This window comes from Bradyrhizobium jicamae, from assembly GCF_018130215.1.
GTDB lineage: Bacteria > Pseudomonadota > Alphaproteobacteria > Rhizobiales > Xanthobacteraceae > Bradyrhizobium > Bradyrhizobium jicamae_A.
Window position 1 is genome coordinate 1 of sequence record NZ_JAFCKQ010000030.1, and the last position, 26,321, is coordinate 26,321.

21 protein-coding genes, 1 other RNA gene and 1 pseudogene are annotated in these 26,321 nt (G+C 65.8%); 8 read left to right on the forward strand and 15 right to left on the reverse strand.

The window, feature by feature from the left end:
- Positions 1-347 precede the first annotated feature (347 nt).
- The gene (locus JQ586_RS26470; protein WP_212397563.1) at positions 348-722 is read left to right on the forward strand and encodes a hypothetical protein; all 375 of its coding nucleotides are present in this window, start codon (positions 348-350) and stop codon (positions 720-722) included.
- A 196-nt stretch (positions 723-918) separates the two neighbouring features.
- Here JQ586_RS26470 and murD read toward each other — a convergent pair whose 3' ends face one another.
- The 7 genes and pseudogenes from murD to rsmH all read right to left on the reverse strand — a co-directional run bounded on the left by murD (position 919) and on the right by rsmH (position 9,704).
- Complete coding sequence (gene murD / locus JQ586_RS26475) at positions 919-2,319, reverse strand: UDP-N-acetylmuramoyl-L-alanine--D-glutamate ligase (protein ID WP_212397564.1); 1,401 nt, start codon at positions 2,317-2,319, stop codon at positions 919-921.
- Between the two features lie 113 nt (positions 2,320-2,432).
- Positions 2,433-3,539, reverse strand: coding sequence for a phospho-N-acetylmuramoyl-pentapeptide-transferase (gene mraY, locus JQ586_RS26480; protein ID WP_212397565.1), 1,107 nt, complete (start codon positions 3,537-3,539; stop codon positions 2,433-2,435).
- A gap of 10 nt (positions 3,540-3,549) precedes the next feature.
- Positions 3,550-4,983, reverse strand: coding sequence for a UDP-N-acetylmuramoylalanyl-D-glutamyl-2,6-diaminopimelate--D-alanyl-D-alanine ligase (locus JQ586_RS26485; protein ID WP_212397566.1), 1,434 nt, complete (start codon positions 4,981-4,983; stop codon positions 3,550-3,552).
- On the reverse strand, positions 4,980-6,437 hold the full coding sequence (locus JQ586_RS26490; protein ID WP_212397567.1) for a UDP-N-acetylmuramoyl-L-alanyl-D-glutamate--2,6-diaminopimelate ligase: 1,458 nt from the start codon (positions 6,435-6,437) through the stop codon (positions 4,980-4,982). Before JQ586_RS26490 ends, JQ586_RS26485 begins: the two co-directional genes overlap by 4 nt.
- Positions 6,438-6,485: 48 nt before the next feature.
- Positions 6,486-8,243: a penicillin-binding protein 2 gene (locus JQ586_RS26495; protein WP_212397568.1), complete on the reverse strand. Its 1,758-nt coding sequence runs from the start codon at positions 8,241-8,243 to the stop codon at positions 6,486-6,488.
- 86 nt (positions 8,244-8,329) lie between these two features.
- A pseudogene (locus tag JQ586_RS26500) lies at positions 8,330-8,707 on the reverse strand (hypothetical protein); the annotation flags it as partial.
- Between the two features lies 1 nt (position 8,708).
- On the reverse strand, positions 8,709-9,704 hold the full coding sequence (gene rsmH / locus JQ586_RS26505) for a 16S rRNA (cytosine(1402)-N(4))-methyltransferase RsmH (protein ID WP_212397570.1): 996 nt from the start codon (positions 9,702-9,704) through the stop codon (positions 8,709-8,711).
- Positions 9,705-10,171: 467 nt separating this feature from the next.
- On the opposite strand from rsmH, the gene JQ586_RS26510 reads away from it, so the two are divergent.
- Together JQ586_RS26510 and JQ586_RS26515 are read left to right on the forward strand one after the other, a co-directional pair.
- Positions 10,172-11,044, forward strand: coding sequence for an N-acetylmuramoyl-L-alanine amidase (locus tag JQ586_RS26510; RefSeq protein WP_212397571.1), 873 nt, complete (start codon positions 10,172-10,174; stop codon positions 11,042-11,044).
- Between the two features lie 92 nt (positions 11,045-11,136).
- Positions 11,137-11,403, forward strand: a complete 267-nt coding sequence (locus JQ586_RS26515) for a hypothetical protein (protein WP_249148171.1) — start codon at positions 11,137-11,139, stop codon at positions 11,401-11,403.
- 60 nt (positions 11,404-11,463) lie between these two features.
- Here JQ586_RS26515 and JQ586_RS26520 read toward each other — a convergent pair whose 3' ends face one another.
- From JQ586_RS26520 to JQ586_RS26530, 3 genes are all read right to left on the reverse strand, one after another.
- Positions 11,464-12,699 (reverse strand): RNA polymerase sigma factor, encoded by a 1,236-nt coding sequence (locus tag JQ586_RS26520; RefSeq protein WP_212397637.1) that lies wholly within the window; start codon positions 12,697-12,699, stop codon positions 11,464-11,466.
- 106 nt (positions 12,700-12,805) lie between these two features.
- Complete coding sequence (locus JQ586_RS26525; RefSeq protein ID WP_212397572.1) at positions 12,806-13,159, reverse strand: YciI family protein; 354 nt, start codon at positions 13,157-13,159, stop codon at positions 12,806-12,808.
- Positions 13,160-13,266: 107 nt separating this feature from the next.
- Complete coding sequence (locus JQ586_RS26530; protein WP_212397573.1) at positions 13,267-13,707, reverse strand: PAS domain S-box protein; 441 nt, start codon at positions 13,705-13,707, stop codon at positions 13,267-13,269.
- A 124-nt stretch (positions 13,708-13,831) separates the two neighbouring features.
- On the opposite strand from JQ586_RS26530, the gene rnpB reads away from it, so the two are divergent.
- The 3 genes from rnpB (at position 13,832) to JQ586_RS26545 (ending at position 17,103) form a co-directional block, all read left to right on the forward strand.
- An RNA gene (rnpB, locus tag JQ586_RS26535) (RNase P RNA component class A) lies at positions 13,832-14,257 on the forward strand.
- 131 nt (positions 14,258-14,388) lie between these two features.
- A complete protein-coding gene (locus JQ586_RS26540; RefSeq protein ID WP_212397574.1) occupies positions 14,389-16,044 on the forward strand; it encodes a tetratricopeptide repeat protein in 1,656 nt (551 codons plus the stop codon).
- A gap of 51 nt (positions 16,045-16,095) precedes the next feature.
- The gene (locus JQ586_RS26545) at positions 16,096-17,103 is read left to right on the forward strand and encodes a VOC family protein (protein WP_249148172.1); all 1,008 of its coding nucleotides are present in this window, start codon (positions 16,096-16,098) and stop codon (positions 17,101-17,103) included.
- Between the two features lie 155 nt (positions 17,104-17,258).
- Here the strand turns inward: JQ586_RS26545 and JQ586_RS26550 are convergent, their stop codons facing one another.
- Both JQ586_RS26550 and JQ586_RS26555 read right to left on the reverse strand, forming a co-directional pair.
- The gene (locus JQ586_RS26550; RefSeq protein ID WP_212397575.1) at positions 17,259-18,164 is read right to left on the reverse strand and encodes a heme-binding protein; all 906 of its coding nucleotides are present in this window, start codon (positions 18,162-18,164) and stop codon (positions 17,259-17,261) included.
- 410 nt (positions 18,165-18,574) lie between these two features.
- The gene (locus JQ586_RS26555) at positions 18,575-19,303 is read right to left on the reverse strand and encodes an alpha/beta fold hydrolase (protein ID WP_212397576.1); all 729 of its coding nucleotides are present in this window, start codon (positions 19,301-19,303) and stop codon (positions 18,575-18,577) included.
- A 106-nt stretch (positions 19,304-19,409) separates the two neighbouring features.
- Between JQ586_RS26555 and JQ586_RS26560 the strand changes: the two genes are divergently transcribed.
- Positions 19,410-20,153: a sulfite exporter TauE/SafE family protein gene (locus JQ586_RS26560; protein ID WP_212397577.1), complete on the forward strand. Its 744-nt coding sequence runs from the start codon at positions 19,410-19,412 to the stop codon at positions 20,151-20,153.
- 75 nt (positions 20,154-20,228) lie between these two features.
- The gene (locus JQ586_RS26565; protein ID WP_212397578.1) at positions 20,229-21,137 is read left to right on the forward strand and encodes a DMT family transporter; all 909 of its coding nucleotides are present in this window, start codon (positions 20,229-20,231) and stop codon (positions 21,135-21,137) included.
- Here JQ586_RS26565 and JQ586_RS26570 read toward each other — a convergent pair.
- From JQ586_RS26570 to JQ586_RS26580, 3 genes are all read right to left on the reverse strand, one after another.
- Positions 21,082-22,485 carry an MATE family efflux transporter gene (locus JQ586_RS26570; protein ID WP_212397579.1) on the reverse strand — a complete coding sequence of 468 codons (1,404 nt, stop codon included), beginning with the start codon at positions 22,483-22,485 and terminating at the stop codon, positions 21,082-21,084. The two genes, JQ586_RS26565 and JQ586_RS26570, sit on opposite strands and share 56 nt — an antisense overlap.
- 56 nt (positions 22,486-22,541) lie before the next feature.
- Positions 22,542-24,344, reverse strand: coding sequence for an ABC transporter ATP-binding protein (locus JQ586_RS26575; protein WP_212397580.1), 1,803 nt, complete (start codon positions 24,342-24,344; stop codon positions 22,542-22,544).
- Positions 24,345-24,708: 364 nt separating this feature from the next.
- The gene (locus tag JQ586_RS26580; protein WP_212397581.1) at positions 24,709-26,304 is read right to left on the reverse strand and encodes a DHA2 family efflux MFS transporter permease subunit; all 1,596 of its coding nucleotides are present in this window, start codon (positions 26,302-26,304) and stop codon (positions 24,709-24,711) included.
- Positions 26,305-26,321 lie beyond the last annotated feature (17 nt).

Here is a 26,321-nt window from a genome sequence, read left to right on the forward strand (position 1 = left end):
TCACGCATGCGGCGTCCACCGCATCCCACCGCAACGTTCGTGACGATCGCGAGCGCCCCTCGATCGGGTGAGACGGGATGAGCTATACACTGATTTGTCGTTACGATAAACCGAAATATTTCTTAAATGGGGGCTTGCGCCGTCGGGCAAATCAGTGATTGGCGCGAGGGACGCAGGATGGGCAATGGAACAGTCGTTCAGGTAGATGAACGTGCGCGCAGCTGAACGTGAGGTTTGATCCAAGTCAACAACGCGAAACTCCGGCGCGCGAGCCTTTGGACGGTCGCGGTCAATCGCGATGGGCAGGTGTGTCCGCGGCTTTCACTCTGGAAAAGGAGAGTACGCCGATGTTGCGTAAGATACTCATCGCTTCGGCAGCCGCAGCCATGGTGTTGGTCACCCTCACGCCCAATGACGCGAACGCGCGTGCCGGCGCGCGTGCTGGCGGAGGTTACAGGGGCGGCGCAGTCGCGGTTCGCGGTGGATACAGGGGTGGCGCTGTCGCGGTTCGCGGCGGGCGATACGGCTATCGGGGTGGCGCCGTCGCTGTGCGCGGTGGGCGCTACGGCTATGGGGGGGCATATCGCGGCTACGGCTACGGAGCAGCAGCAGTGGGCGCGGCTGCAGTCGGTGCGGCAGCGGCGGGGGCCTACTACCGCGGCGGCTGCGGTTACGACGCCTACGGCAACTATGTTTGCCCGGGCGGATATTATCCATACTGAACGCGCGACGCCACTGGCCCATGGTGCGCGAAGCTCATGACGAGGTCATCGGCATTGCGCACCATGCCTCACCGGCAACCACAACCGCGAGTTTTCTCGCGGCGGATATTCTGAGCAAGTGCGGTCGCGCGTACCGCACTTTTCGTGCGCGCCCGGAGGACCAGGACGGCTGCGCGGACAGTCGCCCATCCTGCGATCACACCACCGGCTTGACGCCGGGCAGCGCGTTGACGAGGTCGCGGAAGGCGGCGCCGCGGATCTCGAAATTGCGGTACTGGTCGAACGAGGCGCAGGCCGGCGACAGCAGCACGACCGCCTCGCCGAGCCCGGACGCTTCGGCATCGCGCGCGGCGCTGGTCACCGCGACGTCGAGCGTGCCGGACATCTCGTGCGGCACGTGTTCGCCGAGCGTGCCGGAAAACTCGGCCGCCGCCTCGCCGATCAGGTAAGCCTTGCGAATGCGCGGGAAGTAGCCCGACAGGCCGGTGATGCCGCCGGCCTTGGGCTTGCCGCCGGCGATCCAGAAGATGTCGGCAAAGGATGACAGCGCATGCGCGGCGGCATCCGCATTGGTGCCCTTGGAATCGTTGACGAACAACACGTGGCCGCGGCGGCCGACCTGCTCCATCCGATGGGCGAGCCCCGGGAAGCTGCGCAATCCGTTCTGCAGCACGTCGGTGGAGATCCCCATCGCGAGCGCGCAGGCCGAAGCGCAGGCCGCGTTCTGGGCATTGTGCAGGCCACGCAGCGAGCCGATGCCGCCCAGCCGCGCCACCTCGCTGCGCGCCGCGCCGGACGCCCGCACGATGGTCTCGTGCTCCACATAGAGACCATCGGGAAGCGGGTTCCTCACGGAGATACGCACCACGCGTTTTCCCGCACGATCGAGCCGGTCGGCGATGTCGCGACACCAGCCGTCGTCGACGCCGACGATTGCGGTGCCACCACCCTGCACGCCGGCGACCAGACGCTCCTTCACCGCGGCGTAGTTCGCCAGCGTGCCGTGGCGGTCGATATGGTCCTCGGTGACATTGATCAGGATCCCGACGGAAGGATCGAGCGAGGGCGTGAGGTCGATCTGGTAGGACGACATCTCGATCACATGGACGCGGCCGATCCGCGGCGGCTCCAGCGACAGGATCGCGGTGCCGATATTGCCGCCCATCTGGGTGTCGTAGCCCGCAACCTTGATCAGATGCGCGATCAGTGCGGTCGTGGTCGACTTGCCGTTGGTGCCGGTGATCGCGACGAACGGTGCGTTCGGCGCTTGCCGCCGCCGCTCACGGCAGAACAGCTCGATGTCGCCGATCACCTCGACGCCGGCCTCGCGTGCCTTCAGCACGCTCCAGTGCGGCGCCGGATGGGTGAGCGGCGCGCCGGGGGTCAGGATCAGGGCCGCGATGTCAGCCCACGACACCGTGCGGAGATCGGCGGTGACGAAGCCGGCCTGGGCGGCCTTGGCGACATTGTCGGCATTGTCGTCGGCCGCGATCACCTCCGCGCCGCCGGCCTTCAGCGCGTGGCAACTCGCCAGCCCGGAACCGCCGAGACCGAACACCGCGACCGTCTTGCCTGCGAAGGAGGTGACGGGGATCACGATTCACCACCTTGTCATTCCGGGGCAGCCCGACAGGGCTGACCCCGGACTCTCGAGATTGCGGGTTCTCGCTGCGCGAGCCCCGGAATGACGATGGTTGGGTTGAAGGTTCATCACCGCAACTTCAGCGTGGAGAGGCCGGCGAGCGCCAGCATCACCGAGATGATCCAGAAGCGGATCACGATCTGCGGCTCGGTCCAGCCCTTCTGCTCGAAATGGTGATGCAGCGGTGCCATCCGGAACACGCGCTTGCCGGTGAGCTTGAAGGAGGCGACCTGCACGATGACGGAGACCGCCTCCAGCACGAACAGGCCGCCGATCACGGCGAGCACGATCTCGTGCTTCACCGCAACCGCGGTGGCGCCCAGCATGCCGCCGAGCGCAAGCGAGCCGGTGTCTCCCATGAAGATCGAGGCCGGCGGCGCGTTGAACCAGAGGAAGCCGAGACCCGCCCCTAGCACCGCGCCGCAGAGCACCGCCAGTTCGCCGGTGCCCGCGACGTAGTTGATCTGCAGATAATCGGAGAACACCGCGTTGCCGGTGAGATAGGAGATCATGCCGAAGCTGGCGGCCGCGATCATCACCGGCACGATGGCAAGGCCGTCGAGGCCGTCGGTCAGGTTCACCGCGTTGCCGGCGCCGACCATTACGAAGGCGCCGAAGATCAGGAAGAACCAGCCGAAATTGATCACGACATCCTTCAGGAACGGAATCACAAGCGAGGTCGAGGAAACGTCGCGCCCGAGCCGGACCAGCGCGTAGGTGGCGGCGAGCGCGATCACCGCCTCGATCAGGAGGCGCAGCTTGCCGGCAAAGCCGCCGTGCGACTGCTTTGTGACCTTGAGGTAGTCGTCATAGAAGCCGACGAAGCCGAAGCCGAGCGTCACCGCCAGCACGATCCAGACATAGGGGTTGATCGGGTTGGCCCACAGCAGCGTCGACACCACCAGGCCCGACAGGATCATCAGGCCGCCCATGGTCGGCGTGCCCTTCTTCGAGATCAGGTGCGACTGCGGACCATCGGTGCGGATCGGCTGCCCCTTGCCCTGCCGCAGCCTCAGGTGGTCGATGATCCAGGGTCCGAACAGAAATACGAACAGCGCGCCGGTCACCATCGCGCCGCCGGTGCGGAACGTGATGTAGCGGAACACGTTGAGAGCGCTGCGGAACATCCCGAACCCCGGGACGGTATTGGACAGCTCGATCAACCAGTAGAACATTCAAAAAGCCCTATACCGCTTCTTCGTGCGCGGCTTTGCCGGGAAAGCGTCTTTCCAGTGCGCTGACAATGACCTTCATCTTCGAACCCAGCGATCCCTTCACCATGATCGCGTCACCGGCGCGGATCGCGGCGACCGCCTGCGCTTCCAGCGCCGCCGAGCTCTCCGCATAGCCTCCCCGCTTGCCGGAGGAAAGGGCATCCCACAAATTCCGCATCAATGGACCACAACAATATACGAGGTCGATGCGATTGGCGGTGACGGCCTCGGCCAGACCGCGATGCAGCGCCGGCCCGGTCGGGCCGAGCTCGAGCATGTCGCCGAGAACCGCGATGCGGCGGCCGTGCGGGCCGATCCGGGCCTGGCCGAGCACGTTGAGCGCGGCTCCCATCGAGGCCGGATTGGCGTTGTAGCTTTCGTCGATCAGCGTGGCCTCGCCGAGGCCGAGATCGAGCGCGCGGCGCACGCCGCGTCCCGAGGGCGCCTCGAGCTGCGACAGCGACAGCGCTGCACGCGCGATGTCCGCGCCCAGCAGCGAGGCCCCTGCCAGCACCGCGAGCGAGTTCATCGCCATGTGACGGCCGGGCGTGCCGATCTTGTAGGTGATGTCGTGATCGAGGATGTCGGCATGCACCGCCGAGCAGGTCGCATGCAGCGACAGATCGATCAGCCGCGCATCCGACCCCTTGTTGGTGCCGAACGAGACGATCCGGGAGATGCCCGCCTTCCTGGCGTGCTTCTGCAATCTCGTGAATTGCGCATTGTCGCGGTTGAGCACGACTGCGCCGCCGGGCTCGACGCCGGAGAAGATCTCGGCCTTGGCATCGGCGATCGCCTCGATGCCGGAGAAGAATTCCAGATGCACCGGTTCGACCGTGGTGATGATTGCGACATGCGGCCGAACCATCTTCACGAGCGGCGTGATCTCGCCGGCATGGTTCATGCCGATCTCGAACACCGCGAAGCGCGCGGTCGCAGGACAGCGCGCCAGCGACAGCGGCACGCCCCAGTGATTGTTGAACGAGGCCGTCGAGGCATGGGTCTCGCCCTGCGCCGCCAGTACGCGCCGCAGCGCCTCCTTGGTCGAGGTCTTGCCGACCGAGCCCGTCACCGCGACGATCTGCGCGCCAAGCCGCGCGCGCGAGGCATGCGCAAGCTCGACGAGCCCGGCAAGCACGTCGTCGACCACGAGCAATGGCGCATCGGATGGAAACCTGTCGCGCTGCGCCGCCGCCACGACCGCGAGCGCTGCACCCGCCTTCAGCGCCGCCTCGACGAAGCTGTGGCCGTCATGGACCTCGCCCTTGATCGCGAAATAGGCTTCGCCGCGCCCGATGGTGCGGCTGTCGATCGAGAGGCCGGTGACGCCCTCGGGCAGCACGCCCTGCGTTGCGGCACGCATCGCCTTCGCCATCGCATCCGACGTCCACAATATCGTGCTCATTTGCTCCTCGCTGCCAGAGCCGACGCCACCGCTTCATGATCGCTGAACGGTAACGTCCTGTCGCCGATGATCTGCCCGATTTCATGACCCTTGCCCGCCACCAGCAGGGCATCGCCCGGCTGCAGGCCCGCAATGCCGGCGCGGATCGCCGCGGCGCGGTCGCCGATCTCGCGCGCGCCCGTCGCGGCGGCGAGGATCGCGGCACGGATCGCCTCCGGCTTCTCGCTGCGCGGGTTGTCGTCGGTGACGATAACGTGATCGGCATTCTCGGCGGCGATCGCGCCCATGATCGGACGCTTGCCTGCATCGCGATCGCCGCCGGCGCCGAAGATCACGACGAGCCTGCGGCTGGCATAGGGCCTGAGCGCCTGCAGCGCCTTGGCGAGCGCATCGGGCTTGTGCGCATAGTCGACGAAGATCGGCGCGCCATTATGCTCGCCGACGAATTCGAGCCGCCCCCTGGCGCCCTCGAGCTGCGCGAGGCTGTCGAACACGGCGTCCGCGGCGCTGCCGGTACCGATGGCAAGCCCTGCGGCCACCAGCGCGTTCTCGATCTGGAACTCTCCGACCAGCGGCAGGGTGACGGCATGGTTGCGGCCGCGATGCTCGATCACGAGCTTCTGCGCAAAGCCCTCGATCGCGGCGTCGACGAGCCGGATGCCCTCGCCCGCATCGGCGTTGCGTCCGACCGCGATGACCCGCAAGCCCCGCCCGCGCGCCGCGGCGATCACCTCCGCCGAGCAATCATGGTCCGCCGCGACGACGGCTGCGCCGCCGTTCGCGACGAGATCGCGGAACAGCCTGAGCTTGGCGTTGAGGTAGTGCGCGACGTCAGGATGATAATCCATGTGATCGCGCGACAGGTTGGTGAAGCCGCCGGCGGCGATGCGCACGCCGTCGAGGCGATACTGGTCGAGGCCGTGCGAGGAGGCCTCGAACGCCAGATGCGTGACGCCGTCGGCCGCGATCTCGTCGAGCTGCCGGTGCAGCGCGATCGGATCCGGCGTGGTCAGCGAGCCGTAGACGGTGCGCCTGTCCGACACCAGACCGATGGTGCCGATGCTCGCGGATGAATGGCCGAGCCGCTGCCAGATCTGGCGGGTGAAGGCCGCGACCGAGGTCTTGCCGCTGGTCCCGGTCACCGCCGCGATCACCGCCGGCTGGCGCGGATAGAATCTTGCGGCGGCGAGCGCCAGCGCGCGGCGCGGATTGCCCGTCACGATGAAGGGAACGCGCAGCGCGCCGTGCGGCGGATGGTCGCCTGCGACGGCCACCGCGCCGGCCGCGATCGCCGCGTCGATGAAGCGCGCGCCATCGGTCTTCTGGCCGGCCAGCGCGAAGAACAGGTCACCCGGCTTCACCGCGCGGCTGTCGACCGCAAGTCCGCCGACCACAATCGTGTCGGCCCTTGGATCGATCGTCGTGTCATCGCTGAAGAGGTCGCGAAGTCTCATGATCTTCCAGCTGGCTGGCGCGGCCCCGCGCGCCCGTGAATGTACGCCTTACTGGGTTGTTCTGGATGCCGCAAGAATAAGGCGGTCGGACGGCGGCAGGTCGAATCGCGGTTCGATACCCAAAATCGGCGCAATTCGGGCGATGACGGCGCCGCCGGTCGGCACCGCATTCCAGCCCGAGGTGATGAAGCCGTAGGTTTCCTTCAGCGCCTGCGGTTCGTCGAGCATGATCAGGAGCTGATATTTCGGATTGTCGGCCGGCAGGATCGCGGTAAAGGCCGTGAGAACCTTCTTCTTGGCATAGCGGCCGTTGACGACCTTCTCGGCCGTGCCGGTCTTGCCGCCGATGTAATAGCCCTTGACGTCGGCTTTTCGCGCGGTGCCGATCTCGGCGTTGAGCCGCATCAGGAAGCGCATCTTCTCGCTGGTCTCGGGCTTGATGACCCGTTTGGCGATCGCCATCGCTTCCTGCTCGGTGCGCTTCAGGAACGTCGGCGGAATCAGATAGCCGCCATTGGCCAGCGCGTCGATACCCATCACCGCCTGCAGCGGAGCCACCGCGATGCCGTGACCGAACGAGATGGTGATGGTGTTCAGGTCGCCCCAACGCTTCGGCACGATCGGCGAAGCGCTCTCCGGCAATTCGGTGCGCAGGCGCTCGAGCTGGCCCATCTTGCGCAGGAACGCCTTGTGTGCCTCGACGCCCTGCGACAGCGCAATGCGCGCCGCACCGACGTTGGAGGAGAAGGTGAAGACCTCCTTCATGCTGAGGAAGCGGCCCTTCGGCTCGTCGTCGTGGATCGCGAACTTGCCGTAGTGCAGCGGGCCGCGCGCATCCCACATCGAGTTGAGATCGTACTTCCCGGAGTCGAGCGCCATCGCCAGCGTGAAGGCCTTGAAAGTCGAGCCCATCTCGTAGACGCCGGTGGTCAGGCGGTTGATGCGATCGGGATCGTGCGCCTCCTTCGGATTGTTCGGGTCGAAATCGGGCAGCGACACCATCGCCACGATCTCGCCGGTACGCACGTTGGAGACGAGGCCCGAGGCGGCCTTGGTGTGGAACTTCTCCTTGGCCTTGATCAGCTCGTCGCGCAGCGCGTGCTCGACGCGCAGGTCGATCGACAGCTCGACCGGCTTCTGCAGCCGGTCGGTGGCGAAGCCCGCGCGATGCAGATCGGCCAGACCGTTGCTGTCCAGCCACTTCTCCATGCCGGCGATGCCCTGGTTGTCGATGTTGACCAGGCCGATCAGGTGGGCGACCTCGTTGCCGGTCGGATAGACCCGCTTGTTCTCGCGCAGGAAGCCGATGCCGGGAATTCCGAGGCGGTGGATCTCGAGCTGCTGCTTCGGCGTGATCTCGCGCTTCAGCCAGACGAACCCCTTGCGCGACGACAGGCGGTCGCGCACCTCGCCGGTGTCGAGATCGGGCAAGGTCGCGGTCAGGAGCTCGATCGCCTCGTCCTTGTCGATGATGCGGCGCGGCTCGCCGAACAGGCTCGGCGCCTTGACGTCGGTGGCCAGGATCTCGCCGTTGCGGTCGATGATGTCGGGTCGCGCGGTCGCGATCGCGTCCTGCGAGGCTGTGTGTCGCGCGCCATGGCTGTCGGCACCGACCGCAAACAGCACGAGGCGTCCGGCGAGCACGGCGTAGACGGCGGCGAAGGCGAGGATCGCGAAGCCGACGCGGGCGCGCGCCTTCGCGGCACGGTCGACATTGCGCCCGTACAGCAGGGTGCGGATCAGCCGCTGGCTCCAGGGTTCGGTGGGCCTCGCGGCCGGCTTGTTGGCTTGCGCCGGATCGGTCATTGCTGATCTCCCTGCGCCTGGTCTGGATCTGGCTCTGGAGCCGCCTGGTCGGGAGCGGGCTGGTCGGAAACCGACTTGTCCGTCGCCGGCGCGGCGATCGAGCCGGTCGTGCTGTCGGGCGCGGCGGCCGCCTCGATCGTATCGATCATCGAGCCGATCGGATCGCGCGCGCCGGGCCGGGTGAAGTTCGGCGGCCGCTCGGGCAGGTTCTTCAGGGAGTCATACTGGTTGGCGTTGATCGGCTTCAGCGGCAGATGCCGCTCGACCAGGCCCTGCAGCCGGAGCGGCGCATCGAGCTTGGCCCATTGGGCGCGTAGCGAGGCGATCGCATCGCGCTGTGCGCGGATCTCCGCATTCAGTTGCAGCACACGCTCGACGCGCGCGGTCGATTCCATCTTGATGCGATAGACATAGGATGCGGCGAAGATCAGCATGCCGATGACGAGGAGATGGAGGATGCGCATGTCAGCCTCCCCGCATCACGTCTGCCAGACGCGGCCATGACGGCAACGCATCGGCCTTGTGCAACGGTGCAGCGGTGCGTTCGGCCGCGCGCAGCTTGGCGGAGCGCGAGCGCGGATTGGCCGCGACCTCGGCCTCGCCTGCCGTCACCGGGCGCCTGGTCAGGATCTGGAAGCTCGGCGCTGCCTGCGCGACCTCCGGCAAGTGCCGCGATCCGGCTGCGGCCTTGCCGCGCTCGGCGAAGAAGGTCTTCACGATGCGATCTTCCAGCGAGTGGAAGGACACCACGACCAGCCGGCCGCCAGGCCTCAGCATCCGTTCGGATGCGGCGAGCGCCTGATGCAGCTCGTCGAGCTCTTCGTTGACGAAGATGCGCAGCGCCTGGAACGTCCGCGTTGCGGGATGGATCTCGTTCGGCTTGGCGCGCACGACCTTCGCGACGATGTCGGCGAGCGCCTGCGTCGTCGTGATCGCCGCCTCCTTGCGCGCTGCGACGATGGCGCGCGCGACGCCGCGCGAGTGGCGCTCCTCGCCGAAGATGTAGATGATGCTGGCGAGGTCGCTCTCGGAGGCCTTCGCGACCACGTCGGCGGCAGTGGGGCCGCTCTGCCCCATCCGCATGTCGAGCGGGCCGCCGAGGCGGAACGAGAAGCCGCGCTCGGCCTGGTCGAGCTGCATCGAGGAGACGCCGACATCCATCACGATGCCGTCGACCGCTTCTAGCCCCTGCGCGGCGCAAACCTCCGCAAGGTTGGAGAAGCGGTCCTCGACCAGCGTCAGCCGGCCGTCGGAACCATCGACAAGATCGAAGCCGCCCAGGATCGCGGTGCGGTCGCGGTCGATACCGATGACGCGGGTTTCGGCCACGCCGAGGATCACCCGGCTGTAGCCGCCGGCGCCGAAGGTGGCATCGACATAAGCACCGCCGGCGTGCGGCGCCAGAAACGCCACGGCCTCGCGGCCCAGCACGGAAATGTGACGGGAGTCACGCGCGCTCATCCGCGGCCCCCTGACGGAGCCGCGCCGCTCGAATCGAAAATGGACGTGCGCCGGCTCATTGCGCCTCGAATCTCTGCGCCTTGCCAGGCCGTTCCGGTCAGAAAGCCCCCGCGAGAGGCCTGCGCGGGTTCCCATCCCCGGCGGCAAATCCTGACATCCGACCGGAATTTGCTGGGCTTCCATGGGATTTCGCGCAAAAAAGCGGACCTCGGCCGTCCCCAACCGGTTCGGCTCCTCACCCCTCAGTAACGGCACTTAGCGTTAAGAAAACGTTGATGTTCCGTTAGCGCTATCAGCAGCATTTGATTAGCATTTTGGGTGATGCTTGTGGTGCCCCTCACCGCACGCCAGATGTGCCCCTCGGGAAGGCCTGATGATTGCGCGGACCGCAGGGTAAAGGAATAGTAAACGAGTGTTCGTTTATCCATGTGTGATGTGCCGTTCTGCCGCCTGACTCGAGTGATTTGATGACTTCTGGTTCGTCCTCGTCCGCCGATGCTGATTCGAAGCGCCAACGTGTCCTCCCGGCTCCCAGGGGAGCGGCCGACATGACGACATTCACGCCCGATTCCTCGATCGCCTCCGACGTGATCGCGTCGGCGAATTACGGTGAGCGCGCCGATGGCAGGCAGCCCGACATGATCGTGCTGCACTATACCGGGATGCCCGACGTCGAGGGCGCGATCGCGCAGCTTTGCACGCCCGGCACCGAGGTCTCGGCGCACTACGTCGTGCTCGAGGACGGCCGCATCGTGCAGTGCGTGCCGGAGAGCAAGCGTGCCTGGCACGCCGGCGTCTCCTGCTGGGCCGGCGAGGAAGACATCAACTCATGCTCGATCGGCGTCGAGATCATCAACCGCGGCCACGACTGGGGCTATCCGGACTTCCCGCTGCGACAGATCGCTGCCGTGATCGCGCTGTGCCGCGGCATCATGCTCCGCCGCAAGGTGCCTTCGCATCGCGTGCTCGGCCATTCCGACGTCGCGCCGGCGCGCAAGAAGGATCCCGGCGAGAAGTTTCCGTGGCATTCGCTGGCCAATTCCGGTGTCGGCCACTGGGTGCAGCCGGCGCCGATCGTGCGCAGCGATGCGCTGAAGCTCGGTGCGATCAGCGACAATGTCGCAAGGATGCAGGCGGCGTTTCGGCACTATGGCTACAACATCCCGACTCACGGCAAGTTCGACGGCCCGACCATGGACGTGGTCACCGCCTTCCAGCGCCACTTCCGCCCCGAGCGGGTCGACGGCATCGCCGACCAGTCCACCATGGCGACGCTCCATGCGCTGCTGGACAGCCTGCCGGAAGGCGCGCTGGCGCCTGATGTGACCGACGCGAAATAGCCGCTTCTCCGACGATCTGCCTATCGGTGACGCAGGAACCTTTTGCCTGCACGCCGCTTCCTGTTCGGGGCGGTTTGCGTGGAGACCAGTCCATGTTCAAGGCACTCATTGCGGGAGCCGTCGCCGTCGGCCTCGTCGTTGCTCCAACAGCGGCAAGCGCCATGACGACCCACAAGGTCCATCACGTGCAGAAGCACAAGATGGCACCCGGCACCACGACCGGCATGTCGAAGGAAACGACGACCGATAAGATGACGACCGGTAGCACGACGAAGTCGACGACCGGTACGACAACCGGCAATGCGGCCAAGTCGACGACCGGTACGACATCCGGTACAGCGACGAAAAAGAACTACTGAGCGCGTCGAACGTCGCGGCATGGGAGTTGATCCCCTCGTGAGCCGCACGCGCAGGTGACGTCACCCCAGCTCCGCGATGCGCCGCGCATAGAGCCGGCGCAGCGGCTCGAGTTGCGTGGCCGCGGTTGCCGCGAGATACGCCTGCCGCGCCTCGTCCTTGCGGCCGAGCCGGCGCAACAGCTCGGCGCGCGCGGCGGGCAGTTGGTCATATCCCTTCAGCCCGCCGCGCGCCTCCAGCGCGTCGATCAGGTCGAGCGCGCGCGCCGGACCGTCGACCATCGATACCGCGGCGGCGTGATTGAGCTCGATCACCGGCGACGGGCTGATGCGCAGCAGCACCTCGTAGAGGCCGGCGATCTGCGGCCAGTCGGTGTCGTCGTAACTCGGCGCCCGCGCATGCAGCGCGGCAATCGCGGCCTGCACCGCGTAGGATTGCGGCCGCCCCGGCATCAGCAGCGCCTCCTCGACCAGCCGCAAGCCTTCGGCGATCTGCTGAAAATCCCACAGCGCGCGGTCCTGCTCCTCGAGCAGCACGATATCGCCGCCTTTGGTCTGGCGGCCGGCGCGGCGCGCGTCATGCAGCAGCATCAGCGCCAGCAGGCCCTTGATTTCGCCGCGCGCCGGCATCAGCCGATCGATGAGCCGCGCCAGCCGGATCGCCTCGCACGCGAGATCCGGGCGCATCAGGTCCTCGCCGGAGGTCGCCGCGTAGCCCTCGGTGAACACGAGATAGATCACCGCGAGCACGCCGTGCAGCCGCGGCTCCAGCGCGTCGCGCTCCGGCACCTCGTAGGGAATGCCGGCGAGCCTGATCTTCTGCTTGGCGCGCAGCAGCCGCTGCGCCATTGCATCCTCGCTCACCAGGAAGCCGCGCGCGACCTGCGCCGTGGTGAGGCCGCACACCGTGCGCAAGGTCAGCGCCACCTGGACCTCCGCGGCAAAGGACGGATGGCAGCAGGTGAAGATCAGCCGCAGCATGTCGTCGTCGAGCGTCGCATCCGCCGGCTCGACGGACGGCTCCGCATCGAGCAGCAATTGATGCGTCAGCTGCTGCTGCTTGCCGCGAAAGCTGACGGCGCGCCGCACCCGGTCGATCGCCTTGTTGCGGCCGACATTGACCAGCCATGCGCGCGGATTGGCGGGCAGATCGCCGATCGGCCAGCGCTCCAGCGCCACCGCGAAAGCATCCTGAAGGGAATCCTCGGCGAGATCGAAATCGCCGACGAGGCGGATCAGCGTGGCCAGCGCCCGCCCCGCCTCGTCGCGGAAGATCTTTTCGATTTCGCTCGGGGTCATCTGATCCAACATGTCGCTCCGGGGCGCACGTACCCTTGCACGCGCGAACCCGGAACCTCGAGATTCCGGGTTCGTCCTTCGAAGCTCCGGAATGACGACACTTCTATCAGTTGTCGTAGACCATCACCGGCCTGACCTCGACCGAGCCGGTCCTGGCCCCGGGAATCCGCGCGGCGAGGCCGAGCGCGGTGTCGAGATCCTTGGCATCGACCAGATAATAGCCGGCGAGCTGCTCGCGGGTCTCCGCGAACGGGCCGTCGGTTGTCAGGATCTTGCCGTCGCGAACCCGCACCGTGGTTGCGGTCGTCGTCGGCTGCAGCCCGTCACCCGCCTTGAAGTGGCCGCTCTGAATGATGGACTGGGTGTAGGCGCCGTACTCTCCGGTCATCTTCTTGCGATCATCGGCGGTCATGTGGCCCAATTCCGCTTCATTCCGATAGATCAGCAGCAAATAGTGCATGTCTCATCTCCTTGTCATCGGCTGGATCGCCGACACTCAGTCGAACGGACGACGTGCAGGACGACATCGTCGTCATTATTTTTTTGCCGGGCTCATCGTCCGCGGCCTCATGACCCGGAACCGGCCTGGCCCGACTGCGCCAGCCGCCGCCTCAATGCCCTGATTTCCTCGAACCGCCGGCTCACGTCGCGCATCACGGCCACGGTCCCGGCCACGCGCTGCGCCGGGTCCCGCAGCATCACGATCGTAAACTCGACCGAGATCCGGCGGCCATCCCTGGTCAGGCCGGGCACCGACAACAGATCGCCGTGCCCGTAGCGGCTGACGCCGGTCTCCATGACTTCGCGAAAGCCCGCCCAGTGGCGCGCGCGCAGGTTTTCCGGAATGATCAGGTCGAGCGACTGGCCCACGGCGTCCTCGGCCGTGAAGCCGAACACCCGCTCCGCGCCGGGATTCCAGAATGTGATGCGGCCTTCCCGATCGGTCGCAACAATCGCGTCGGACGCGCTGCCAAGCAGCGCCTCGCCCAGGTTGGTCTGGAATTCCATCGGACTCTCCACTCCTTCACCCCTCGCCCCGATCTGGACCCGCGGACCCGGTTTGACAAGCGCGGACCGGATTAACCAACGCAACCGCTTGACGCGGCGGAGCAAAGCCCGCATGCCTACGCCGTCAGTCGGCCGGACGGCCGCTCCCGCTGGCGCCGAAAGGCCGCGGGGGAGGAAAGTCCGGGCTCCATCGACATGCGGTGCCGGATAACATCCGGCGGGGGCAACCCCAGGGAAAGTGCCACAGAGACCGAACCGCCCCGCTTCGCCCTCGGGCTTCGCGGGGTAAGGGTGAAAAGGTGCGGTAAGAGCGCACCGCGTTTCCGGCAACGGAGACGGCATGGCAAACCACACCGGGAGCAAAACCGAATAGGGACGGCACCGCGGTTAGTTCGCGCTTTCAGCGATAACACCGCAGGGCGATGTCAGGCCCGCTGTCCGGGTAGGTTGCTCGAGGCAAGGTGCGAACCTTGTCCCAGAGGAATGGCCGTCACGTACCGTTCGCGAGAATGGTGCCCTACAGAACCCGGCTTACAGGCCGGCTGATGCTCTACCATGAGGGGCTCGGCGTAATACGCCGGGCCCCTCGCCATTTTGCGGTACCACTCAGCAAGCGCAGTGACGCCGCGAGCCTTTCGAGTAGAATGCCGGAACCGGCACTGCTCAATGAGGACAAGAGGCATGACCTATTTTGATCTCGGGCCGTACAGCCGCAAAGTCACCACATCATCGCCTGACGCACAGCTCTGGTTCGATCGAGGGCTCAACTGGCTGTTCGGGTTCAACCATACCGAGGCGATCAAGTGCTTCCGCAAAGCGCTCGCGCACGACGGCGAATGTGCGATGGCGCATTGGGGCATCAGCTACGCCTCGGGACCCAACTACAATCTGCCCTGGGTGCGCTATGACCCGCAGGGGCGGCAGATGGCACTGTCGGCCTCATACGACGCCATGCAGGACGCGCTCGCGCATGCGGCCAAGGCAAGTGCGGTCGAGCGGGCGATGATCGAAGCCCTGCCCGCGCGCTATCCGCAGCGCGAGGCGATCGAGGACATGGCGCCATGGGACAAGGCCTACACCAGGGAGATGCGCAAGATCTTCACGGCCTTTCCGGACGATCTCGAAGTCCGATGCGTGTTCGCCGAATCGATCATGAACGAGACCCCCTGGCAGATGTGGGATCTGCCGTCCGGCAAGCCGGCTGAAGGAGCAAGCACCGAGGAATGTCGCGCGGTGCTCGAACAGGCTTTCGAACGAGTGCCGGCCGCGTGGGACCATCCGGGCCTGCTGCATCTCTATGTCCACCTGATGGAGATGTCGCCGTTCCCGCAGCGCGCGCTGCGCGCCGGCGACCGGTTGCGCGCGATCGTCCCCGACAGCGGTCACCTGATCCATATGCCGACGCATCTCGACGTGCTGTGCGGACAGTACAACGACGTGCTGCTCTACAATCAGAAGGCGCTCAAGACCGACCGCAGCTTCCTCGCCTTTTCGGACGATCCGGGCGTCTACCTCGTCTACGTCATCCACAACTTCCACTTCGCAATCTACGGCGCGATGTTCCTCGGCCAGTACTTGCCGGCGATCGCGGCGGCCGAGGAGCTGATCGCCACGGTCCCGGAGCCGGTGCTGCGCATCCCTTCGCCCCCGATGGCCGATTTCCTCGAAGGCTATCTGACCATGAAGCAGCACGTGCTGGTGCGCTTCGGCAAATGGCGCGAGATCATCGCACAGAAGCTGCCCGAGGATCGCGACCTCTACTGTTCGGTGACGGCAATGATCCACTACGCCAAGGCGGTGGCGCACTCGGCGCTCGGCCATGTCGCCGAGGCCGAGGCCGAGAAGGCATCGTTCACGGCAGCGAAGGCCCGCGTGCCGGAGAGCCGGCTTGTGCACAACAACAAGGTCGCGAACCTGCTCAATGTCGCCGAGGCGATGCTGAACGGCGAGCTGGAATACCGCAAGGGCAACCATGACACCGCATTTGCGCAGCTGCGCAAATCGGTCGAGCTCTCCGACGCGCTGCCCTATGACGAGCCGTGGGGCTGGATGCAGCCGCCGCGTCATGCGCTCGGCGCGCTGCTGCTCGAGCAGGGACGCCTCGATGAAGCCGAGGCGGTCTACCGTTCCGATCTCGGCCTCGACGGCAAGCTGAGCCGGGCCTGCCAGCATCCCGACAATCTGTGGTCGCTGCATGGTTTGCACGAGTGCCTGGTGCGCCGTGGCGAGATGGTCGAGAGCGCGCTGATCAAGCAACGGCTCGATCTCGCACAGGCGCGCGCGGAGATTCCGATCAAGGCCTCCTGCTTCTGCCGCAGGACCGCGATGGCAGCGTAGAACATGATGCAGTCAGGTTGAACCGGTTTCGAAACAGAGGGGAGGCACGTCATGGAAATCCAGGCATTCGGCTATCTCGGCGTCGGCACCGCGAAACTGGACGACTGGACGACATTGGCGACGAAGGGCCTCGGTATGGAGGCTGTCGATCGCGGCGGCGGCATGCGTGCTTTCCGCATGGATGACCGGAAGCAGCGCCTGGTGCTCGATGGCGCCATGCCCGGCGGTACGAACTATTTTGGCTGGGAAGTCGCGGACGCCGCAGCGCTGGAGGCTCTTGCTGCAAGGTTGGAGCAGGCCGGCATTGCCGTGCGGCGCGAGCCGGCTGCGCTTGCGGACCAGCGCTTCGTGTCCGGCCTGATCTCGTTTCGCGATCCGGCCGGCAATCGTCTGGAGGCGTTCCATGGCGCCGCGCTAGCCGATACGCCGTTTCGCCCCAGCCGCCTGATTTCGGGATTTCGTGCCGGCCCGCTCGGGATGGGACATGTTCTGATCGCGGTGCAGGACATCAAGGCCGCATTGACGTTCTACCGCGACCTGCTCGGCTTTCGCATCAGCGATTATTCCCTCGCGCCGATCGCGGCGTATTTCCTGCACGTCAATCCGCGGCATCACAGCATCGCCCTCGTCGAGGCGCCGGTGAATGTCCTCAACCACCTGATGGTCGAACTCTATTCGCTCGACGACGTCGGCCAGGGTTATGACCTGGCCCTGACGGATCGTGAGAAGATCGTCGCCACGCTTGGTCGTCACAGCAACGATTTCATGACGTCCTTCTACATGCGTACGCCGTCGGAGTTTTTTGTCGAGTATGGCTGGGGTGGCCGCGACGTCGACGACGCGACGTGGCAGCCGCACGAGGTGGACACGCTGGCGAGCTTCTGGGGCCACGATGGACTGTTCCGCGCCGTTGGCGGCGAGGATCCGCCTCCCGACGTGCGGCATGATGCACAAAACCGGCAGAGAGGAGCGCCGGTTCAGGTGATCGACGGCAATTACGCGCGCGTCAAAGGCGTCTGCCCGTGGTGGGATGCCGTGGTGGCGCAGGGCCGGCAATGACGATCAGCGCCGCTTCGGCGAGCTAGCCCAAGCGGGTAGCGCCGATGTCGCCTATTGGACAATCGCCGACCGCCCACCATCCGCGACGTCGTTCGTCGGCGTGGATCGGATATTGAACGGGGACGCTGCCTGTGCGGCGTCCCCGCTGATGGATGTCACTTCACGGGCGGAAGAGCGGCCACGGCGGCATCGGATGGATTGTTCAGACACTTCGGATGGCCAAACCCGCTCGCGCTCTTCCCGACCCCGCCCGAGCCGGCGGGAGACTGGCCCGTGCCACCCGTACCATCGGGATTTGTCGTGATGTCGAAGATGATGTTGTCCGGGTGAGTTGCATCCGCCACCCCTTTGACGCCCTGGAATTGATCGAGTCCCAGGGCATTTCGAACGCGCCATGCGACCATGTGGTCGGTGCACGACGTGTCACCGCTGACGCCGACGCCACCGACCTTGAACCCGTTCGCGTAGAGCGCAAGTCCGCCCCCGAATACATTCACGCCGCCAATTCGCTGGCCGACCATGGGATCGCTCGGCGTACCGAACGAAGCCCCCGCGGCGGGACCCGAGGTGAAACTGGCCTGGCTCACGCCGGGAGTACCGGCGGGCGGACGGTTGCCATAGGCGGCGGCCGTGTCGACCGGATTGCTGTGCTGCAGGCCATAGAGGCTGCCGCCCGGTTGCACGGCGGTGAACAGGTTGGCAGTCGACAACGCCAATCCCGTCGGGAACAGGCTGCCGGCCGGTGTGGCGTTGTGGCCGAGACTGAAATCATTCGCGGTGTTCGCCTTCTGTGCGGAGATCACGCGACTGCCCAACCATTCGGAGGTACCTTGGCTGCCCGAAAACGCGACAGCGCAGACGGTGCCGTCATTGGCGACCAGCGTCGCCCACATGTTGAAGCCCAGGCCGCCATTTGCCCCGGACGCGGGCGTCAACGCGCCGACGAGCGCAGAACGCAGTTGCGAAAAACTCGGCAAAGCAGAGCAATCTGCGAAGGCCGGACCGGCGACCATGGTAAGAGCACAAATTGAAAACGGAAGTATCCGCAGTCGGACGCTCATTGTCTCGCTCCTCTGGTACGGTGGATGACGGGACGACAGAAATACGACGCGGGGCCCGTCGAGCCCGCGATCTCGATAAATTGCAATTGCTCCGTTCGGCGATCTGATTGTGCCCGAGAGAAATATCCGGGCAGGAAATTTCGATTACGAGAAGAAAAAGCCCTGCAATAACATTCGGCTGCCGCTCACCCTTGGAGTTTGATACCTCCGTTGGCAGATCGTTGGTTGCAGCTTACATCACCGCGCGGCGCGATGAAATCACGTTTCTCTTCCAGGTGAAGTGCTCGGTGAGCTCGCGGACTGAACGGCAGTGACGTTGACGCTTCGTATCAACGCGTGCGGCAGGTCCGACGGGCACGGCTCGCATGAGCACATGCCCGGATTCTCATCGCGCTCCAGTCGTTCGCCAATCAGCCGACGACCTCTTCCAGCAGCGCCATCAACGCCTCCGGCGCGGTGACGTTCGGCGAATGGCTGGCGTCGATCTCGAAATAGCGCCAGCCGGCTTCGTTCTTCGCGCGCTTCGCAAACCGGCCGAACGTATCGGCCGGCGTGATCCGGGTGGCGTAGATGTAGCTGCGCGGGATCGATGGCTCGCCGTGCTGCAACTTCAGCTTCTGCTCGAAGCATTTGATCGGCATGTCGACGCGGCGGGCGGTCAGCCATTCGACGTCGGCGGGGTGCGTGTCCGGCGGCGTCGGCATCGGCGGGATCCGCCAGCCGTCGCCGTCGTGCGCAGCTTCCCGCATCTTCTCGATCGCGACCTCGTTGAGGTCGAACAGCGACTGGCCGTCGCGCGGCACGAAGGCGTCGAGATAGATCAGTTGAGTGACGCGCTCGCGTGCGCGGTCGGCGACGCCGGTTGCGACCATGCCGCCATAGGAATGGCCGAGCAGCACGATATCGCCGAGATCCTCATACTGGATGACGCTGAGCACATCCTTGATGTGGGCTTCCAGATCGATCGCCGGATTGGCCAGGTGGGCGCGCTCGCCGAGCCCGGTGTAGCTCGGAGTGATCAGCCGGTGGCCTCTGACCTGCATCAGGGGACGCATCTTCTTCCACGCCCATCCCGCCGACCAGGCTCCGTGACAGACCAGAAAGGTTTTGGACGAGCTTGCAGACGGGCTTGCAGACATGGGGACGCTTCCGGTTCGATTGTCGTTGAAGGGCTGCGATTTCGAAGTGTACCTGCCGCCGGCGTCGTGTAAACGTCACGGCAATGACCAAGAACACGAGACAGCGATGACGCCGGCGACCTACGTGATCCTGTTCGCCGGCGCGCTGGCCGGCGGCTTCGTCTCCGGGCTTGCCGGCTTCGGCACCGCGCTGATGGCGCTCGGGATCTGGCTCTATGTGCTGCCGCCGACGCTTGCGGTGCCGCTGGTGCTGGTCTGCTCGGTCATCGCGCAGGTCTCGACGCTGCCGTCGATCTGGAAAACGATCGATTTCCGCCTGATCTGGCCCTTCATCATCGGCGGTCTTGCGGGCGTGCCGATCGGCATCCTCCTGATCGCGCAGGCCGACCCTGCCGTGTTCAAGCTGACCGTCGGTGTCTTCCTGCTGGTGTTTCCGACCCTGCTGTTTCTGCAGCGCAAGCCGATGTCGATCGCCTTTGGCGGCAAATGGGCCGACACGGCCGTCGGATTTGCCGGCGGCATCCTCGGCGGCCTTGCAGGGCTATCCGGCCCGCTCCCGATCCTGTGGGCGAGCGTGCGCGGCTGGGGCAAGGAGCAGCGCCGCGGCGTGTTCCAGACCTTCAACTTCACGATCCTCGCAGTCGCGCTCTGCGTCCAGATCGGAAGCGGGCTGGTGAAGCCCGCGATCGTCTGGCTGGTGATCTGCGCTTTCCCCGGAACGCTGCTCGGCGCCTGGCTCGGCGCGCGCGTCTATCATGCGCTGAACGACCGGAATTTTTCCAGCATCGTGCTCGCCTTGCTGTTCCTGTCCGGGGTTGGCCTGGTGTGGAGCGGAATTGCTCCGAGATAGCGTGCGCATAGCCGCCATGTGCTCCGAGCGCGCCGGCTTGTCGACGGTACCGTCAAGCCGCTAATCACATGCATCATGACTTCCTCCTCGCACCAACGTCTCGGCCTGCTGCTCGGCTTCGTCGGCATGGCAATCTTCGGCGGCACGCTGCCGGGGACGCGTCTTGCGGTCTCGGTCATTGATCCGATTGCACTGACGGCGATGCGGGCCGCGATCGCGGGCGTTTGCTCTGCGGCACTGCTGGTCGCGTTGCGGCGTCCGATACCGGCGCCGGCGCTCTGGCCACAACTGATCCTGACGACGCTCTGCGTCACCGTGCTGTTTCCCCTGCTGATGGCGAAGGGCACGCAAAGCGTCGATGCCTCGCATGGCGGCGTGGTGTTCGGCGTCATGCCGATCGGAACGGCGCTGGTAGCGGTCGCCGTGACGCATGAGCGGCCGCAGCCATTGTTCTGGATCGCTTCGCTGGTGGGCGCGGCGCTGGTGGTTGCCTTTGCGCTACGGCAGGGCGGCGGCAGATTGTCGACCGGCGACCTCTATCTGTTCGCAGCAGTCGCGGTCGCGGCGATCGGCTATGCCTTCTCCGGCAAGCTGACGGCAAGCATGCCCGGCTGGGAGGTCATCAGCTGGGTGCTGGTGATCGCGCTGCCGCTCTCGCTGCCCGCGGCCTGGCTGACGATGCCGCCCGACCTCCTTCACATCCCGCTCGGGCCGCTGCTCGGCCTGCTCTATGTCGCGCTGTTCTCGCAATGGATCGGGTTCTTCGCCTGGAACGCCGGCATGGCGATGGGCGGCATCGCGCGGGTGTCGCAGGTGCAGCTGCTGCAACCCTTCGTCACCTTCGCGCTCGCCGCACAGTTCAACGGCGAAACCATCACGCGGCAGATCGTGCTGTTCGCCACCGCCGTCGTGGCGACGGTGGCGATCTCTACACGGACGCGCCAGCAGAAGGCGCCACTTCCGGCTCAGCTGGTTCCGGAGTGATCGCGCGCGCCGATGGCGCAAGGCGCTTCCCGAACTCGCGGCGCAGCAGCCACAGGCTCAGGGCGGCCTGCAACGTCGTCGTCGCGATCGACAGGTACCAGACGTACTCGATCCGGAAGCCTGGCCGCGTCGAGAGCCAGATCACCGGCACCGCATAGGTGACCAGGCGAGTGGCCGAACTCAACAGCACCGGCCTGGTGTTGCCGAGACCCTGGAACATGCTGTTGCAGGTGAAGACCAATCCCTGCGCCACGAGATTCAGCGAGACGAACTGCAGGAACATCGCGGCGACGCCCATGGTCTCCCGATCGCTCGAGAAGTTGCCGAGCAACCATTCGGGCTTGCATTGCGCCAGGACCGTGAACGCCCCCATCACGATCGTCACGATCGCTACCGCCTTGATGAAAGTCTCCCGCACCCTCCCGGCATTACCCGCGCCGAAATTCTGCCCGGCGATCGGGCCCGCGGCGAGCGCGACCGCGAGCGCCGGCATCTGGATCAAACCGAGCACCCGCGTTCCGATGCCGAACCCGGCCTGCGCACCCGGACCGAAATCGCGCAGCACGTAATAGATCACGCCCATCCAGGCGAAGATGATCGCGAACTCGCCGCCGGCCGGCAGGCCGACATTGAGGATGCGCTTCCACTGATCAAGCCGTGGCCGCCATTGCCTGGGATCGAAGCCGACATAGCGCTCCAGTCTCCGGAAATACACAAACAGCATCAGAACGGCCATCAAAACGGCGATCGAGCTGGCAAGGCCGGCGCCGGCGACGCCGAGCGCGTGGCCAGTGCCCCAGCCCGCGATCAGGACCGGCGCCAGCGCGATGTTGATGATCACGGCAAGCGCCTGCACCAGCATGGTCGGCCGCACGACGCCGGTGGCGCGCAACGCCGAACCCATCACCTGCGTGATGAATTGCATGGCCAGCGCCGGCATGAACCACAGGAGATATGTGGTGCCCGCCTCGATCGTGTCCGCGTCGGCGGCGATTGCGCGCACGTAATGGCGCGACAGCAGAGCGCCCGCTACCAGCGTCACCAGTCCGAACAACACCGACAAGACGATTCCCTGGTTGAACACCGAATTGGCGTCGCTGCGATCCTTGCGTCCGACCGCCTGGGCGATCAGCGAGACCGTGCCGACACCGAGCACCTGCATCAGCCCGTTGATCAGGAATCCGGCATTGCCCGCCGCAGCCACGCCCGCGACCGCGGCCTCGCCGAGGCCGCCGACGAAATACAGATCGACGAGCTGGCAGATCATGATCGTGATCATGCCGACGACGATCGGCGGCGCCATGGTCAGGATGTGGCTCACGATGGAGCCGCGTGTCAGGTCTTTCATCGCCAATTCCCCCGGGGCGCGGCTGCCGGACTTTCACCCGTCAGCCGCGCGCCATTTCACTCCGCCGCCGCGATCTGGCCGAACTCGGTCGCCTGCCGCTCGAACAGCGAGCGGTAGATGCCGCCCGGCCGCGCGGCGAGCGCCTCATGCGTGCCCTGCTCGACGATCTCGCCGCGGTCGAACACCAGGATCCGGTCCATGCTGCGCACCGTCGACAGGCGATGCGCGATCACGATCGAGGTGCGGCCCTTCATCAGCCGCTCCATCGCCTGCTGGATCAGCGCCTCCGATTCCGAATCGAGGCTCGATGTCGCCTCGTCCAGGATCAGCACCGGCACATCGGCCAGGAAGGCGCGCGCCAGCGCCACGCGCTGCCGCTCGCCGCCCGACAGCTTGACGCCGCGCTCGCCCACCAGCGTGCCGTAGCCCTTCGGCAGCCGCATGATGAAGTCATGCGCATTGGCAAGCCGCGCCGCCTGCTCGATCGCCGTCATGCTCGCGCCCGGACGGCCATAGGCGACGTTCTCCGCCAGCGAGCGGTGGAACAGGATCGGCTCCTGCTGCACGATCGCGATCTGGCTGCGCAGCGACTGCTGCGTCGCGCGCGCGATATCCTGACCGTCGATCAGGATCGTGCCGGCCGACACATCGTAGAGCCGCTGCACCAGCTTGACGAAGGTCGTCTTGCCGGAGCCCGAGCGCCCGACCAGGCCGACGCGCTCGCCCGCACGGATGTCGATCGACAGGCCGTCATAGAGCGGCCGGCGATGGCCGCCGTAGTGGAACGTCACGTCGTCGAACACGATCCGGCCACCCTGAACGTCGATCGGGCGCGCGTCCGCAAGATCGACGATGCCGAGCGGCTCGCCATGGATCTGCACCAGTTCCTCCATGTCGTTCACGGAGCGCTGCAGATTGTTGATGTGCATCCCGACATCGCGCAGATAGGCGTGGATGATGTAGTAGCTGGTCAGCACATAGGTGACATCGCCCGGCGTGGCGCGGCCCGCCGCCCACAGCAGGATCGCACCGCCGATCACCGAGCCGCGGAAGCACAGCAGCACCGTCAGCTGCGCGGCAGCCGTGTAGTTGTAGCGCAACCAGGTCCGCTGCACCCGCCGGCCCCACCGGCCGATGACGCCGGCAAGCCGCCCGTCCTCGCGCGTCTCTGCGCCGAACGACTTCACCACCGCGTTGCAGGTCAACGCATCCGCCAGCGTGCCGCCGACCTTGGTGTCCCATGCATTGGAGACCCGCGCGGCCGGCGCGACATAGCCGACTGACAACGTCACCGTCATCGTGACATAGATCACCGAACCGATCGCGATCACCGCTCCCAATGACGGCCAATGCAGTCCGAGCAGGATCATCGAGCCGATCAGGACCACGAACGACGGCAGCAACGCCATCAGGATGGTGTCGTTCAACAAATCGAGCGCCCACATGCCGCGCGTGACCTTGCGCACGGTCGAGCCGGCGAACGAATTGGCGTGCCAATCGGTCGAGAAGCGCTGCACGCGCATGAAGGCCTGTTGTGCCACGTCGGACATTATCTTCAGCGTGAACGGCACGATCGCCTGCAGGCCGAGCATGCGCAGGATCACCGAGGAGAAGCCGAGCGCGACGATGGCGCCGAACGCGATCATCGCCGCGCGACGCGCAGCGGCGTCCGAGGCGCCGAGCGTCAGCGCATCGATCAGGCGGCCGGAATAGACCGGCATCAGCAGGTCGGCGACCGTCGCGCCGAGGAATCCCGCGATCATGGCGCCGCCGCGGAGCGGCTGCTGCAGCCAGTGGCGGAAGACGAACGGAAGCACGATCCGGATCGCGGCCGGCCGTCTGGTGGTCTGGCGGGTCATGGCTCATTCCGGCCGCGCATTTGCCGCGCCGGCCGGCTCCATCTGGGACGACGTGCGGACGGAATCCGGCCGCTGCTGTCGTTGAAAACAATCGATAACGTGTTGGGAAGTTTGGGTGATCGGGGATCAGGCCCGATCAGAGCTGACGCTCAATGCGCGAGGGCGTCCAGCGACATCGAACGCGGGCGCGCGATCAGCATAAAAGACGAAATCATGCGCATCTCCCCGGTTCGAGCGACAATATGAAACTTATAAATGCATCACGCGAAATTTGCAAGATGACAAGGTCGTGAGCGCGTCAAACCGCGCGACTGTGGCCGTTCGGACTCAGTGGGTCGCCGCGCGGTGCGAGCTACCACTGCAGCTAATGCGCGTCGCCGCCGCCTCCGGCAGTCATCGACGGCGGCTTGTTGACCAGCAGCACCAGGAGGCTGAGGCCGACATAGAACAGCGAGAGCATGAAGAAGGCGTCGCCATAGCTCATCACCAGGGCCTGGCGGTGCACGATCTGGGAGAGCTGCTTCATCGCCATCATCGCGGCATCGCCCATGCCCTGCATGCGCTGGGTGAGCATGTTGAGCGTCTCGACCGCGGTGGTGTTGGCCCAGGTCACGCGATCCTGCAGCCGCACGATATGCAAGTCGGTGCGATCGTTGAGCACCTCGTTGATGATGGCAAGCCCGACCGCGCCGCCGAGATTGCGCATCAGGTTGAACAGGCCCGAGGCGTTCTTGACGCGATCCTGCGGCAGCGTGGCGAGCGCGATGTTGTTGGTCGGCACCATCGCGCACATCATGCCGATGCCGCGCAGGACCTGCGGCAGCAACAGCTCGTAGAAATCATAGTCGCGCGTGATCCAGGTCATCTGCCAGGAGCCGAGCGCGAAGGTGACCAGGCCGAAGGCGATGATGTAGCGCAGGTCGACCTTCGTCATCAGCCGCCCGACCACCGGCGCCATGAAGAACATCGTCGCGCCGGAGACGAACATGGTCTCGCCGATCATCAGCGCGCTGTAGCCGCGCACCTCGGCGAGATAGCGCGGATAGACGTAGGTGAGGCCGTACAGCCCGATGCCGATGCAGAACTGCAGCACGCAGCCGACCGCGAAGTTGCGGTTGACGAAGGCGTAGAGGTCGACGATCGGCTCCTCCGCCGTCAGCACGCGCCAGAAGAACGCGATCGCCGAGAGGAAGCAGATGACGGCGCAGATCGCCACCGACGTGTCCTGCAACCATTCATATTGCGGGCCTTCCTCCAGCACATATTCGAGCGAGCCGAGGAAGCCGCCCATGAAGATCAGGCCCCACCAGTCGAAACGGTCGAGCAGCGCGAAATTCGGCTGGTCGAAATCGATCAGCGCCAGCACGCCGATGGTGATGCCGATGCCCGGCACGATGTTGATGAAGAACAGCCAGTGCCACGACATCAGGTCCGTGATGTAGCCGCCGACCGTCGGACCGATCGTCGGCGCCAGCGTGGCGACGAGGCCGATGATGGGCGCCACGATGTGGAACTTGGAGCGCGGGAAGATCGTGTAGGCGGAGGCGAACACGGTCGGGATCATTCCCGCGCCGAGAAAGCCCTGCAGCGCGCGCCACAGGATCATCTGCGCGATCGACGAGGCGAAGCCGCACAACAGGCTCGAGACCGTGAAGCCGAACGCCGAGATCGCAAACAACAGCCGCGTGCCGAGCGCACGCGACAGGAAGCCGGACAGCGGGATCGCGATCACCTCGGCGATCAGGTAGGCGGTCTGCACCCAGGAGACTTCGGTCGAGCTCGCCGAGAGGCCGGCCTGGATGTCGGTGAGCGAGGCCGAGACGACCTGGATGTCCAGGATCGACATGAACATCCCGAACACCATGATGATGAATGCGAACACCCGCTTCGGCTGGAGGCGCTCGGCCGCCGGCGGTGCAGCGCTCATCATCGAGGGGGAAGCGGTGGTCGTATCAGCCATGGGCTCATGCGGCTCCG

Bases quoted from the DNA above. Each gene is read 5' to 3' on its own strand.
- JQ586_RS26470 (WP_212397563.1), top strand. From the start codon at position 348: ATGTTGCGTAAGATACTCATCGCTTCGGCAGCCGCAGCCATGGTGTTG.
- mraY (WP_212397565.1), bottom strand. From the start codon at position 3,539: ATGTTCTACTGGTTGATCGAGCTGTCCAATACCGTCCCGGGGTTCGGG.
- JQ586_RS26485 (WP_212397566.1), bottom strand. From the start codon at position 4,983: ATGAGCACGATATTGTGGACGTCGGATGCGATGGCGAAGGCGATGCGT.
- JQ586_RS26490 (WP_212397567.1), bottom strand. From the start codon at position 6,437: ATGAGACTTCGCGACCTCTTCAGCGATGACACGACGATCGATCCAAGG.
- JQ586_RS26495 (WP_212397568.1), bottom strand. From the start codon at position 8,243: ATGACCGATCCGGCGCAAGCCAACAAGCCGGCCGCGAGGCCCACCGAA.
- rsmH (WP_212397570.1), bottom strand. From the start codon at position 9,704: ATGAGCGCGCGTGACTCCCGTCACATTTCCGTGCTGGGCCGCGAGGCC.
- JQ586_RS26510 (WP_212397571.1), top strand. From the start codon at position 10,172: ATGACTTCTGGTTCGTCCTCGTCCGCCGATGCTGATTCGAAGCGCCAA.
- JQ586_RS26515 (WP_249148171.1), top strand. From the start codon at position 11,137: ATGTTCAAGGCACTCATTGCGGGAGCCGTCGCCGTCGGCCTCGTCGTT.
- JQ586_RS26520 (WP_212397637.1), bottom strand. From the start codon at position 12,699: ATGACCCCGAGCGAAATCGAAAAGATCTTCCGCGACGAGGCGGGGCGG.
- JQ586_RS26525 (WP_212397572.1), bottom strand. From the start codon at position 13,159: ATGCACTATTTGCTGCTGATCTATCGGAATGAAGCGGAATTGGGCCAC.
- JQ586_RS26530 (WP_212397573.1), bottom strand. From the start codon at position 13,707: ATGGAATTCCAGACCAACCTGGGCGAGGCGCTGCTTGGCAGCGCGTCC.
- JQ586_RS26540 (WP_212397574.1), top strand. From the start codon at position 14,389: ATGACCTATTTTGATCTCGGGCCGTACAGCCGCAAAGTCACCACATCA.
- JQ586_RS26545 (WP_249148172.1), top strand. From the start codon at position 16,096: ATGGAAATCCAGGCATTCGGCTATCTCGGCGTCGGCACCGCGAAACTG.
- JQ586_RS26550 (WP_212397575.1), bottom strand. From the start codon at position 18,164: ATGAGCGTCCGACTGCGGATACTTCCGTTTTCAATTTGTGCTCTTACC.
- JQ586_RS26555 (WP_212397576.1), bottom strand. From the start codon at position 19,303: ATGTCTGCAAGCCCGTCTGCAAGCTCGTCCAAAACCTTTCTGGTCTGT.
- JQ586_RS26560 (WP_212397577.1), top strand. From the start codon at position 19,410: ATGACGCCGGCGACCTACGTGATCCTGTTCGCCGGCGCGCTGGCCGGC.
- JQ586_RS26565 (WP_212397578.1), top strand. From the start codon at position 20,229: ATGACTTCCTCCTCGCACCAACGTCTCGGCCTGCTGCTCGGCTTCGTC.
- JQ586_RS26570 (WP_212397579.1), bottom strand. From the start codon at position 22,485: ATGAAAGACCTGACACGCGGCTCCATCGTGAGCCACATCCTGACCATG.
- JQ586_RS26575 (WP_212397580.1), bottom strand. From the start codon at position 24,344: ATGACCCGCCAGACCACCAGACGGCCGGCCGCGATCCGGATCGTGCTT.
- JQ586_RS26580 (WP_212397581.1), bottom strand. From the start codon at position 26,304: ATGGCTGATACGACCACCGCTTCCCCCTCGATGATGAGCGCTGCACCG.